A 12,890-nucleotide genomic window follows, 5' to 3' on the forward strand; every position below is an offset into this window, starting at 1 on the left:
CCGGTTCGGCGTATCGGATGGCGAGACCTCGATCAGTCCAGCGAGGACGAACCGCAGGTCAGCGTGTGCTCTCCGGTCGCCCCGACGTCGCTACAGGCCAGGCCGGCCGGTTGTGCCATCAGGCAACATGGTTGCCCTAAAGTACCAGCATCCTGACGCTTGTACCGCGGCATGTTCGGCTCTCCTGCGACAACTCGGTACGGCCGGCGTCACCGGCTTCGACGTCATCGTGGCACCGGCGGCGGGCGCGGTGGTATTCGGCTTCGAACTCGCTCGCCAGGCAGCGGTGCCATTCCTGTACTCCGAACGCGTCGAAGGCAGGCAGCAGCCTCGACGGGGGCAAACTGGTACCGGGGCAACGTGTCCTGGTCGTCGAGAACGTGATCACCACGGCTGGGACGGTCGTCGAGGTCTTCGATCTTCTCGCCTCCGCCGGAGCCGCGCCTGCCGCTGTCGCCGCCTTGGTGGTGCGCCGGGGGTCCCCGTTCGCTTGGGAAGACGAGGTTCCGCTTGTCGCGCTGACGCGCAAAGACATTCCGGCGTTTTCGCCTGATGATTGCCCGCTTTGCTGCCAAGGGACGCGGCTTGTCAGTCCCGGAAGCAAGTATCTCGCGGAGACGGCTCGATGAACCGCGGCACCAGGGCCGATGTCATCGCGGTGATCGGCTTGGCAGGCGCGGGCAGGGACACGGTCGCGGGCATGCTCGCGGAACGCTTTCCAGGGTATGCGATCGCATCGATCTCCGAGCCGCTTCTACGCGACTACGAGCGCCGTCACGGGATGACGGCGAACGCCCTGGACGATTACGACGCCAAAGCGCTGCGCGGCCTGGCCAGGCAGCGCAGTTGCTCGCAGCCGACCCGGCTTGGCTCATCGACCGCGCCCTGCGTCATCCACGCCCGCTCATCGTGATCGGGCCGCGCTGTTCGGCGGATCTCCACCGCCTGGTCGATCTGGGAGCGGTGTTCGTCGAGGCCGACGCCGACCCTCATATCCGGCGCACGCGCATCGGATCCGAGCGTTTCCCGAGTGCCGACGAGGACCCGTTCGAAAAGGAGCCGGCCACGTTCGCCGCTGTGCGGCTGCGCGTCGACAACAACGGGACGCTCGAGACACTTCGTTCCCACGTGGATCAGGTCGCCGGTCTGATCGAGCCTCACCCCGGTCTTCCAGCGGAGGCGTTCGCGGACGTCGCGCGGCTGATGGACCGTTTGCTGGATCCGCTGGAAGGCTGCCCCTGGAACCGGGAACAAAGCCTCACCAGCGTGAACTGATCGCCGACGAGCGAGCCGCACAGCAGCAATACCATCTGCTCCCGCAGACCGGCACCGGTCCGCTGGGCGGCTGTCCAGCCCGCGGGGGTGGATGGAAGATCGGATCCGATGGGCACGCCGGAGACCGAGAAGATATCGGACTCGGTCACCCGTGATTCGACGAGAAAGCGTCTGAGACGCGGTGGCAGATTCTCCGAAGCCACCCGAACTTCGTCCAAATGACCGACCAGGTATCCTTCGCTCATCGCGCCCAGTGTGCGATCGGCGAGACTTGCCACTTCGGAAGACTCCGCCGCGGTCAGCGAAAATCGACGAACCCCCTCAGCGGTCCTCATTCGAGCCGCAGTTCGAAAATTCTCCGGTGTAGTGAGCATTGACATTCGCAGCTCACTCCTAGCCTGCCCCAAGGAAGGAATCTTCTCTCCGGTTTCATTGCCGGGTCCGGCCAACGGGGCGTAGGGGCGCAAGCCGAAACGAGGGTCGGCTCTTTGTCTCAAAAGTCAGCCGGTCTGCCCTCGCGCACCCTCGAACGTGTGGGAGCTGGGACTGCTCGATTTTCGGTGATTTCGGCCAAACGACCCACGACCCAGCCGAACAGGTTGAAACTCAAGCTGGAGCCTGTTCCGAAATCCAGGTCCGTCGTGACGAACCTGGATTCACCGCGGTCAAAGTGTCCCTTCCTCCATCGCTTCGCTGAGCGCCGCCCGAGCAGAGACGGCACGGGCCAAGCCTTCGACGGTCGGCGCCGCGTAAAGGGTCGAGAGCGACAACGTGAAGCCGAGCCGGGTACGCAGCGCCGCGATGAGCCTGGTCGCCCGAAGACTGTCCCCACCGAGAGTGAAGAAGTTCTGATCGCGTCCGACGTGGTCGCGGCCGAGCAGATCCGCCCAGATATCCGCGATCGTCGTCTCCACCGCACCGACGGGTGCCGGTGAACCGGTCTGTTCGGTCGGCTGGACGAGCGTGGCGATCGAGGCCCGGTCGACCTTGCCGTTGGCGGTGAGCGGCAGGCTCTCCAGCACCACGACCGCGTCCGGAAGCATGTGGACGGGCAGCAGCGTCGCGATATGGGACCGGATCGGTTCGATCGAAGTCCTGGCCACCACGGCGGCGACGAGCCGCCGGTCGGCGGTCACGACGGCGGCCGCGCGGGCGACACCAGGAGCGGATTCGAGGGCTGCTTCGATCTCGCCGAGTTCGATGCGGTGCCCCCGGATCTTCACCTGCTGGTCGGCTCGCCCAAGGAACTCCAGTGTGCCGTCCGGCCAGTAGCGGCCGAGGTCTCCCGTTCGGTACCAGCGATCGTGCGGCGAGTGTTCGACGAAGCGGGCCGCGGTCTGCTCGGGTGCGCCACGGTAGCCCTGTGCCACGCCCTCACCACCGATCCAGAGCTCGCCGGTGACCCAGTCCGGGCAATCCCGGCCGAGATCGTCCACGACGCGGAATCGCTGGTTGCGCAGCGGAGTGCCGTACGGGATGGAGATCCATGCGGGATCCACCCGCGAGACCTCGGTGTAGTTCGACCAGATCGCCGCTTCCGTCGCCCCGCCGAGGGCCAGGAACCTGCACTCCGGAGCACGCTCGGCCAGCCGGCCCGGTAGATCGAGACCGACCCAATCGCCGGAGAGCAGGACGATCCGCAACGGCAGTCGCTCCTCACCGGCGACCAGGAGCATGTCGAGCAGCGCGGGAACGGTGTTCCAGATCGTGACTCCGTGTGTGGTGACCAGGTCGTGCCACCGGTGCGCGTCGCGGCGGCCGTCCTCGGTGATGGTGACGACGGCGGCTCCGACCGACAGCGGGCCGAAGATGTCGTACACCGACAGGTCGAAGTCCAGTGCGGACACGGCAAGCAGCCGGTCTTCCGGCCCGACGGCGAACCGCTCGTTGATGTCGGCGACGGTGTTCAGCGCGGCCCGATGGGTGGTCTCCACGCCCTTGGGCTCGCCGGTCGAACCGGACGTGAAGATCACGTACGCCAGTTCGGCGGCAGGACAGCAGGCCGGCAACGGGTCGGCGTGCTGCGCGAGCAGGTCGGCGGTGACGACCAGCTCGGCCTTGGCGAGACCGAGCATCCGCTCACGGCGGGCAGACGGCTGATCGACCCCGATCGGCACGTAGGCGCATCCGGCGGCGAGCACGCCGAGCACCCCGACCAGCTGATCGGGCCCCTTGGGCAGTGAGATGGCGACGGTGTCACCAGGTACCGCGCCCCGCTCCCCGAGCACGGCGGCCAGCCGCAGCGCCCGGTCGGCGAGTTCGCCGTAGGTCAGCGCGCCGACGACGGCCACCCGGTCCGGTTCCTCGGCGGCCAGCCGGAAGAAGGCGCTGTGCAAAGCGCCTGGGGGAACCGGGCCGTCGGTCGCGTTCACCGCGGCGCGCACCTCGCGCTGCCGGTCGGGCAGCAGATCGGTGACCGGTTCCCGCCAGGCGACCGTGGCGAGCCGGTCCACCAGCGTCAGGTAGGCCTCGAACATGTCGTCCAGCAGGCCCGGCGGGAACAGCTCCTCGACCGCGTCCCAGTTCAGCTGCACACCGCCCGCGGCCTCGGTGACCTGGTGATCGAGCCACACCTGCGGCGTCTGGGAGACACCCCAGACGTTGTCAGCGAACAGGGTGCTGCCCTGCGGCGGGTCCGCCGACACGCCCAGGGCGCTGGTGAACACGACCGGCATGGTGGTGTTCGGGTCACCAGTGGTCCGGGCCAGTTCCCGCAGCACCCACACGGCCGAGACGTCGCGGTGGTCGAGTGCGCCCCACAACTCCTCCTGGACCTGGCGCACCCGGTCGAGCCAGCCACCGTCGAGCGCCGGGCGGCAGGCCACCAAGAGCAGGGAGGTGAAGTCGCCCAGCACGCGTTCGATGTCGGGGTGGACCTCCTTGCGGTCGAAGAGCGTGACGTTGAGTGTCAGGTCCGCTCTCGCGCTCCATCTGCCCAGCACCTCGGCGAACGCCGTCATCAGCACGGCGGACGGCGTGACCCCGTGTTCCTTGGCCCGGTCGGTGATCACGCGCCATCGTGCGGGTTCCACCCTGGCGGACCGCCGGTCGAACCGCGGTACCGCCACTTCGGCCGGGTCCTTCGCCAGCGGCAGTCGCGGCGCGGGGGGCAGTTCGGGCACCAGCCCGCTCCAGTAGGCCTTGGCCTGGTCCAACGCGGTGGGTTCGACGCCGAGAACGTAGTCGCGGAACGACATCCCGATCGCCGGGAGTTCTACGTCCGGGTTCTCGTACAGCGAGGCGAGTTCGGCGTAGAAGACGAGGATGCTCAAGGCGTCGAGCACCAGGTTGTCCATGCCGATCGCCAACCTGGTCCGGCGACCGGCCCGGGCCGCGCGCACGGTGAACAGCGGCCACACGGCAGGGTCGAAAACGGTGTGCGAGGTGGTGGCACGGAGTTCGTCGAATCCGCCGTCGATCAGGTCCACCCGGAACCACGGCACCTCGGGCAGCACCCGCTGGTCGCCTTGCTCGTCGAAGACGGCGCGCAGCATCTCGTGCCGCTCGACGAGCCGGTTGACCGCGGTCTCCAGCCGCGCCAGGTCGAGGTCCTCCACGTCGTACTCACGATAGAAGTGACAGCCGACACCGCCGAGGGTGAAGCCCTCGTCGCGCCCGAGCCAATACGCGCGCTGGACTTCCGTCGGCGGGAACGGCTCGTATCGGTTCGCGGGATCGGAGACGAGCCTGACCGGCGCTTCGTCGGCTGAGGTCAGGGAGAGCCCGGCGGCGAAATCGGCCAGCACCGGACGCGCGAAGAGATCGCTCAGCGACACACCCGATAGCCCGGCCGCGCGCAGTTTGCCGATCAGCCTGGTCGCCAGCAGCGAATCTCCACCGAGGGCGAAGAAGTCGTGTTCACGTCCGATCTCCTTGCTCGGCAGCACTTCCGCCCAGGCCGCCGCGACCAGGCGTTCGATTTCGCCTTGGAGTGCGGAGACAGCCGCCTCTTCGCTGGGCCGGTCGTCCAGCGTGCGCGACAGCAGCCCGCGGTCGATCTTGCCGTTCGCGGTCAGAGGCAGCGACGGAAGCGCCGAGAGGGCGTCCGGCCGCATCGCCGCCGGCAGCCACCCGATCAGGAATTCTTCGAGCTCCGCGATCGGCACCGTCCCGGTGACGACGGCGGCCAGCCGCCGATTCGCCGTCACGACCACGGCGGCGGCGGTGACGCCGGGGTGCGCGGTGAGCGCGGCCTCGACCTCACCTAATTCGACACGGTGACCGCGGATCTTGACCTGGTGGTCATCGCGGCCGAGGAACTCCAGGCTTCCGTCGGGCAGGTACCGGGCGCGATCACCGGTCCGGTACCAGCGCGTACCCGCGAACTCCACGAACTTCTCCCGCGTGCGCGCGGGATCCCCTCGATAGCCCCGCGCGACCCCCGCCCCTCCGATCCACAGTTCTCCCGGGACCCGATCAGGACGGTCACGACCGAGCGGATCGACCACGCGGCACAGGACGTTGTCCAGCGGCGTGCCGTAGGGCACGCAAGTCCACTGTGGATCCACGTCGCCGACCTCGCACACCGTGGAATGGATGGCGGTCTCGGTGGTGCCGCCCAGTCCGGCGAAGCGGCACTCGGGCGCGTACTCGGCGAGCCTGGCGGGCAGGTCTATGGTGACGCGGTCACCACCGAGCAGCACCACCCGCAGCGGCAACGGCTCCTGCGCCACGGTCAGCACCATGTCGAGCAAGGCGGGGACGCAGTTGAGCACGGTGGCCCGGTGCCGCAGCAACGCATCGACCCACACGGAAGCGTCACGGCGGCCGTAGTCGCGTACGCACACCACCGCGCCGCCCACCGAAAGCGGACCGAACAGGTCATAGACCGACAGGTCGAATTCGAGCGCGGACAGCGCCAGCGAGCGGTCCTCCGGCCCGATGCCGAACCGGTGGTTGAGGTCGTCGACGGTGTTGACCGCGGCAGCGTGGCCGATCTCCACACCTTTGGGTTCGCCGGTAGAGCCCGAGGTGTAGATGACGTAGGCGAGCGCGGAGTCGTCACCGCTCACGGGTTCCGCGAGCGCCGTCGCCCCGCTCGCCGGAGCCAGGTCGTCCAGCACGAGGGTCACCCCGGCGGTCCGCAGGATCCGGTCCCGTCGCACCGCGGGCTGGTCGACACCTAATGGCAGGTACGCCGCCCCCGCCGCGAGCACCCCGAGCACCGCGGCCACCTGATCCGGCCCCTTGGGCAGCGAAACCGCGACCAGATGCCCGGGGCCTGCCCCCTTGGCGGTCAGGTGGCCCGCGATCCGCAGGGCGTGTTCGGCGAGTTCGCCGTAGGTCCTGGATTCTCCGTCGGAGAAGACCGCCGGTGCGTCGGGGCACGCGGTGGCGTGGGCGAAGAACGCGTCGTGCAGACGACGCGCCCGCCTGGTCACCTTCGTGTTGTTCACCTCGGCACGCACGAGCGCTTGGGCAGGCGGGATCAGATCCGGGGTTTCCGACCAGGCGTCCTCGCCCTCGATGAGACGATCGAGCAGCGTGCAGTAGGCGGCGAACATCGCGTCCGGCACGTCCGGGACGAAGACGTCCTCCCGGACGTCCCAGTTCACCAGCAGGCCGCCGTCGAGTTCGGTCACCTGCGCGTCGAGCCAGACCTGTGGGCCCTGGGAGATGATCCACGAGGCCTGGCCGAAGGTGCCGGTGACCTCCGGGGCGAACAGCTCACCCAGACCGAGCGCGCTGGTGTAGACGACGGGGGCGAGCATCTGTTCGCCGTGCATGCGCGAGAGGTCTCGCAGCACCTCGACACCGGAGTAGGCGGTGTGCGCCACGTCGGAGTGGAACCGCCGCTGTAGCGACCCTGCCCGCTCGGCGAAGGAGCCTGGAACGGCCCCGTCCCACTCCAGCAGCACCGACGAGGTGAAATCGCCGACCAGCGAGTCCACTTCGTCGTGTAGCGGCTCACGGTCGAACAGGGGCAGGTTGAGCAGGAACCGCGGTTCGGCACTCCACGCGGTCAAGGTCTCGGCGAACAGCGCCGCCAGCGCCATCGCCGTGGTCAGCCCGTGACGACGGGCCGAGCGCTCGATCGCGCTCACCGATTCCGGTCCGAGCCAACGGTGGCGCCGCACCACGGTGGGTTCGCCGACGGCGTTGGCGACCGGGAGTCGAGGTGCTCCGGGCAGCGTCGGCAGCCGGCCCATCCAATGTTCCCGCGCTGCTTCCTTGCCGGGACTCCCCCGTTCCGCCAGATATCGGGGATAGCTGTATCGCAGCGGCGCGAGGGTTTCACCCGCGTAACCGCGGGCCAGGTCGGCGAGGAGCACCCGCAAGCTCAGCGCGTCCGCCGCGATCATGTCCAGGTTGACGTGCATCCGCGTGCGGCCTTCCGGCAGCAGGGAAAGCTGGACGTCGAAGACCTCGCCGGAGGAGACGTCCATCCTGCGGTGCGACAGCGCGGTGCGACGTGCGTCCAAAGTAGACTGATCGACCCAGTGGTGGACACGCATGCCGGCCCAGGGGCTCTCGGGAAGCACACGCTGGGTTCCGTCGTCCGACACCGCCACACGCAACATCCCGTGCCGGACGAACAGTGCCCGGACGGCGTTCTCAAGCCGCTCCGGATCGACGCCCGTGCCGTCGAACTCGTGATAGAAGTGCGCGTCGACACCGCCCAGCCGTTGCCCCGGCGCTCGGCCGACCCAGTAGGCGTGCTGCATCAGCGCCAGCGAGAACGGCGCGGACTCGTCGATTTTCTTTTCTGCCCGGGCGATCTGTCCGGACTCGACGGCCAGCATGGCTCGCCACGCGGCGAGCGTGGGCGTGGTGACCAGATCGGCGAACGTGACGTTCGCTCCTGCTTTGCGCCAATTCCCGGCCAGCCGCATCATCGTGATCGAGTCCAGACCCAGCTCGATCAGGTTCTCGTGTTCGTCGATGACGTCGTCGGACAGGTCGAGGAGCTCGGCGACTTGCTGCGAGAGTTCTTGCGACGAGAAGTTGCCGGGGTGGGCGTCAGGACGATGCATGGTCACCATCGGTTCTCCAGAGTGGACAAAGCTTTGCGGTCGACCTTGCCTAGGCCGGTGCGGGGGAATGACTTCACGAAGCGGACCCGGTCCGGCAGCTTGAAAGCCGCGACACCGTGTTCGCGTAGATAGGCCAGGAGGTCCTTGCGACTGGGTGGCGTGCCGCGTGCGATCACGTAGGCACAGCTCCGTTCACCCATCACGTCGTCGGGGATTCCGACGATCGCGACGTCGTACACGGCTGGGTGGCTCAGCAGGAGGTTCTCCACCTCTTCGACGGGGATCTTGTCGCCGCCGCGGTTGATCACGTCCTTGACCCGGCCCTCGACGACGAGTTCCCCAGTCGGCAGCCTCCGGACGAGGTCTCCGCTGCGATAGAAACCATCGGCGGTGAACGCACCCGCGTTGTGTTCGGTGGCCCGGTAATAGCCGCGAATGGTGTACGGCCCCCGGACGTGCAGTTCGCCGACCTCGCCCGCGGGCACCGGCTCGTCGTCCGCGGTCACGATCCGCACCTCGTCGTCCGCGCAGAGCGGCCTGCCCTGGGTGTCGTTGACGATGGCGTCCGGATCACCGATGCGCGTGTAGTTAAGCAGGCCCTCGGCCATGCCGTAGACCTGCTGGAGCACACAGCCCAGCACCGACGTGACCCGGCGAGCGGCTTCGGCCTTGAGCCGGGATCCGCCCGCCTGGAGCAGTTCCAGGCTCGACAGATCCACTGTGGACTTTTCGGCGGCGTCCAGCCACACCAGTGCCAACGGTGGTACGAGCGCCGTCACGGTGACGCGCTCGGCCTCGATCAGCGGGAACGCCGTTCCCGGGTCCGCGCCGGTGCACAACACGACTGTCCCGCCTGCCCACAACGTCCCCAGCACACCGGGGCACGCAAGCGGGAAGTTGTGCGCCATCGGCAACGCCGCCAAGTAGCGGGTATCGGCGTTGAAACCGCACAGCTTGGCGCTCGCCCGCAGGTTGTACTCGTAGTCGTTGTGGGTACGCGGAATCAGCTTGGGCGGCCCGGTCGTACCACCGGACAGCAACAGCACGGCGATATCGCACGGACCGGGCCCATCGCCGGGCTCGCCCTCGGCCGACACGTCCTCGAGTGCGGTGAACTCGCCGGGCTCGCCGACGACGAACACGTGCGCGATCTCCGGGACGGCGTGCGCCAGGTCCCGAAGGTCGGACGCCACGACGTACGCAACTGGGGTCGCGAGCCGGGTGAGGTGAACGATTTCGGTCCGGCGATGTGCCGGCAAGGCGAGCACCGGGACCGCGCCGATCCGGAACAACGCGAACGCCAGCGAGAGGAACTCGGCCACGTTGGGCAGGTGCACAAGCACGCGGTCACCGTGCCCGATCCCCCGCGCACGAAGTCCGCAGGCCAGCCGCGTCGCCTTTTTGTTCAGTTCGGCATAGGACCAGCGGCGGTCGCCGTCGACCACCGCGGTCCGCGACGGCCACCTCCGTGCGCCGTCGTCGAGCAACGCGCCGAGAGTACGGTCCCGCCAGTACCCGCGCTCGCGGTAGTACCGGGCGAACTCGTCCGGCCAGGGGACGAAGTCGGTGGTCATCGCAGCCTCAGCTCCAACGATTCGAGACCGTGCATGGCCGTGCTGTCACGCCAGCGCAGATCGTCCACAGCGGACAGCACCTCGATGTCGGCGAACCGGTCCAGCAGGCGGCCGAAGGCGATCTCCCCCTCCAGCCGGGCCAGCGGCGCTCCCAGGCAGAAGTGCAAGCCGTGGCCGAAGGCGAGGTGACCGCCCATCGGCCGGGTGATGTCGAGCCTGTCGGGGTCGGTGAAGCGGGAGGGGTCGCGGTTCGCCGCCAGCCACGACACCATGACGAAGTCCCCGGCCGGGATCACCACGCCCGCGATCTCGACCTCTTCGGTGGTGTACCGCGGTGAGGACAGGATGTTTGGCGTCTCGTGCCGCAGAAACTCCTCGATCGCGTTCGGCATCAGGCTCCGGTCGGCCCGCAGCAGGGCGAGCTGGCCGGGGTCGCGAGACAGGCTGAAGACGCCGCCGCTGATCAGGTTCACCGTGGTCTCGAATCCGCCGATGAGCAGCACGACGGAAACCGCGATCAGCTCCGACGGCGAGAGGCGATCACCGTCTTCACTGGCGTGCACGAGCTGGGACAGCAGATCGTCTTCGGGGTTCTCGCGTTTGGCCGCGATCAACCCGTGCAGGTAGCCCGCCATCCGCATCGTCGCCGCACCCGCGGCTTCGCTCGCCCCGCCGTCGACCATGGTCTTCGACCACGCGGTGAACTGGTCGCGGTCGTCGAACGGCACGCCGAGCAGCTCGGTGATGACCCGGATCGGCAGCGGATAGGCGTAGGACTCCAGCAGCTCCACCGAGTCCCGGCCGGTCATCGCGTCGAGCAGCTCGTCCGCGACCTGCTCGATCCGCGGCCGCAGGGGTGCGATGGCCCGGCCGGTGAACGTCTTCGCGACCAGCTTGCGCAGCCGGGTGTGATCCGGTGGATCCAGGTTGAGCAGGTTCATCGCGAAGTCCTCGGAAAAAGGACTCTCGGCGTCTTCGCCAAGGGCCATCCGGTGCATCCGGTCATAGACGCGCTGGCTGCTGAATCGAGGATCGGTCGCGACGGCTCTGGCTTCTTCGTACCCGGTGACGAGCCACACGGGCAGGCCGCTGGGCAGTACGACATGGCGGATCGGTGCGCTCTCACGCAGCTTCGCTCCGACGCTGTGCGCGTCCTGGACGAAGTCCCCGCCGAGAACGAGCGGTCCGGTTGTGGTCATGGTGTTCTCCTTGTGGTGCACCGGTTCAGCCGAGCCGGAGCTCGGGCCGGTACAGGTCGAACCAGTGGTACAAGTCCAGTACGCGTTCCAGACCAGTGCGCAGCCTGCCGGTGACCACGTCGGGATCCTGTGCAGCCGCGCCGCGCACCCAGGTGGCGTCAAAGATCTCGAACAGGGGATGTCCGGCCTCGGCAAGCACGTCGTTCACCTGTCGCTGCAACGATTCCGCGTAGCGGGTGTCCTGTGTGGAGGGATAGGGGCTCTTGACGCGCTCGGTGACCGACCTGGGCAGCAGGTCGGCGACCGCTCCGCGCAACAGGCTCTTTTCCCGGCCGCCGTCCGCCTTCATCGACCACGGCGTGTTGTAGACGTACTCGATGAGGCGGTGATCGGCGAAGGGCACCCGGACCTCCAGGCCTACGGCCATGGACATCCGGTCCTTGCGGTCCAGCATGGCGCGGACCAGCCGCGTCACGTGCAGATGGCTGCTGCGGCGCATCCGTCGCTCCAGCTCGTCCTCGGTGTCGAGATGGTCGACAGCGGCGACGGCGGTGCGGTACTCGTCGGCGACGTACGCGCCGATGTCCAGCTCCCGGCGAAGCTCGGGACGCAGCATCTCGGTGCGGTCACCGGTGTAGGCGTTGCTGAACGCCAGCCACGGGAACGTGTCGGCCTCACGGGCCGCCGGATGGTGGAACCAGGCGTAGCCCCCGAACAGCTCGTCCGCGAACTCGCCCGACAGTGCCACCGTGCACTCGGCGCGGATCGCCTGGAACAGCAGGTACATCGAAGAATCGATGTCTCCGAGCCCGATCGGCATGTCCCGCGCGGCCACGACGGCACGGCGCAGCGCGGGATCGGCCAGCGCGCGGGAGTCGAGCACGATGTCCCGGTGCATCGAGCCGACGTGCGCGGCGACCTCACGGACGAACGGGGAGTCCGGGGTCTCGCGCAGTTCGTCCGGGCGGAAGTTCTCTTCGTACCCGGCGAAATCGACCGAGAACGTGCGAGTCTTCTCGCCACGGTCGCGCAGTTCGGCGGCGGCGACAGCGGTGACGGCGCTGGAATCCAGCCCTCCGGACAGCAGTACGCACTGCGGCACATCGGACACCGTCTGCCGCCGCACCGCCTCACCGAATAACGCTCCGACCTTCTCGACGGTGGCCGGGAGGTCGTCGGTGTGCGGCATGGTTTCCAGGCGCCAGTAGGTGTGGTGCCGGATCCCGGCGCGGGAAACCGTCACGACGGTGCCCGGTTCGACCTCGTGCATGTCCTTCCACAGCGACCAGCCGGGAGCCTTGGTGAAGCCGGTCAGCTCGCGGAGACAGCCGGTGTCCACGACCCGCGCGAACCGGGGGTTGGCCAGGATCGCCTTGGGTTCGGAGCCGAACAACAGTCCGTCACTCGTGCGGTGGTAGTACAGCGGCTTCACGCCGACCCGGTCGCGGACCAGGACCAGTTTGCCGTGGCGCTCGTCCCACAGACCGAAGGCGTACATGCCGTTGAGCCGTTCGGCGACCGCCTCGCCCCACTCCAGGTAGCCGCGCAGCACCACTTCGGTGTCGCTGCGGGTGGCGAAGCGGTGGCCGCTTCCTTCGAGTGCGGCACGCAGGCCCTGGAAGTTGTAGATCTCGCCCGAGAACGTCAGCGCCACGGTTCCCGACGGTGTCCGGGCCTCCATCGGCTGTGCGCCGCCGGGCAGGTCGATCACCGCCAGCCGTCGATGCCCCAGCGCGACATGGGTACGGATCCAGGTTCCGCCCGCGTCGGGACCACGGTCGCTCAGGGTCTTCGTCATCGCCTCGATGACGGGCACTTCCTCGGTGAGGTCGGTGTCGAACGCGACCCAGCCGGTGATTCCACACATG

At 68.2% G+C, this 12,890-nt stretch carries 7 protein-coding genes; 3 read left to right on the forward strand and 4 right to left on the reverse strand.

The genetic code is table 11. The annotated features are described in order from the left end of the window. The first annotated feature begins 344 nt into the window (after nucleotides 1–344). The 3 genes from H074_RS42425 to H074_RS35715 are packed head-to-tail and all read left to right on the forward strand — an operon-like array spanning nucleotide 345 to nucleotide 1,275. Entirely contained in the window at nucleotides 345–629 is a 285-nt protein-coding gene (locus H074_RS42425) for a phosphoribosyltransferase family protein (protein WP_420805413.1), read from the forward strand. Beyond that, a complete protein-coding gene (locus H074_RS35710; RefSeq protein ID WP_007034967.1) occupies nucleotides 626–913 on the forward strand; it encodes a hypothetical protein in 288 nt (95 codons plus the stop codon). The genes H074_RS42425 and H074_RS35710 overlap by 4 nt, the downstream gene beginning before the upstream one ends. A gap of 50 nt (nucleotides 914–963) precedes the next feature. Next, nucleotides 964–1,275, forward strand: coding sequence for a hypothetical protein (locus H074_RS35715; RefSeq protein ID WP_152521559.1), 312 nt, complete (start codon nucleotides 964–966; stop codon nucleotides 1,273–1,275). Between the two features lie 665 nt (nucleotides 1,276–1,940). Here H074_RS35715 and H074_RS35720 read toward each other — a convergent pair. The 4 genes from H074_RS35720 to asnB are packed head-to-tail and all read right to left on the reverse strand — an operon-like array spanning nucleotide 1,941 to nucleotide 12,889. Further along, entirely contained in the window at nucleotides 1,941–8,258 is a 6,318-nt protein-coding gene (locus H074_RS35720) for a non-ribosomal peptide synthetase (RefSeq protein ID WP_007034969.1), read from the reverse strand. Then, complete coding sequence (locus H074_RS35725; RefSeq protein ID WP_007034970.1) at nucleotides 8,252–9,823, reverse strand: (2,3-dihydroxybenzoyl)adenylate synthase; 1,572 nt, start codon at nucleotides 9,821–9,823, stop codon at nucleotides 8,252–8,254. Before H074_RS35725 ends, H074_RS35720 begins: the two co-directional genes overlap by 7 nt. After that, a complete protein-coding gene (locus H074_RS35730) occupies nucleotides 9,820–11,022 on the reverse strand; it encodes a cytochrome P450 family protein (protein ID WP_007034971.1) in 1,203 nt (400 codons plus the stop codon). Before H074_RS35730 ends, H074_RS35725 begins: the two co-directional genes overlap by 4 nt. A gap of 25 nt (nucleotides 11,023–11,047) precedes the next feature. Beyond that, nucleotides 11,048–12,889, reverse strand: a complete 1,842-nt coding sequence (gene asnB, locus H074_RS35735) for an asparagine synthase (glutamine-hydrolyzing) (protein WP_007034972.1) — start codon at nucleotides 12,887–12,889, stop codon at nucleotides 11,048–11,050. Between the last annotated feature and the right edge of the window lies 1 nt (nucleotide 12,890).

This window comes from Amycolatopsis decaplanina DSM 44594 (assembly GCF_000342005.1).
GTDB classification, from domain to species: Bacteria; Actinomycetota; Actinomycetes; order Mycobacteriales; family Pseudonocardiaceae; genus Amycolatopsis; species Amycolatopsis decaplanina.

Coding starts and splice junctions, on each gene's coding strand:
- asnB (WP_007034972.1), bottom strand. CDS start 12,889: ATGTGTGGAATCACCGGCTGGGTCGCGTTCGACACCGACCTCACCGAG.
- H074_RS35725 (WP_007034970.1), bottom strand. CDS start 9,823: ATGACCACCGACTTCGTCCCCTGGCCGGACGAGTTCGCCCGGTACTAC.
- H074_RS35710 (WP_007034967.1), top strand. CDS start 626: ATGAACCGCGGCACCAGGGCCGATGTCATCGCGGTGATCGGCTTGGCA.
- H074_RS35730 (WP_007034971.1), bottom strand. CDS start 11,022: ATGACCACAACCGGACCGCTCGTTCTCGGCGGGGACTTCGTCCAGGAC.
- H074_RS35720 (WP_007034969.1), bottom strand. CDS start 8,258: ATGGTGACCATGCATCGTCCTGACGCCCACCCCGGCAACTTCTCGTCG.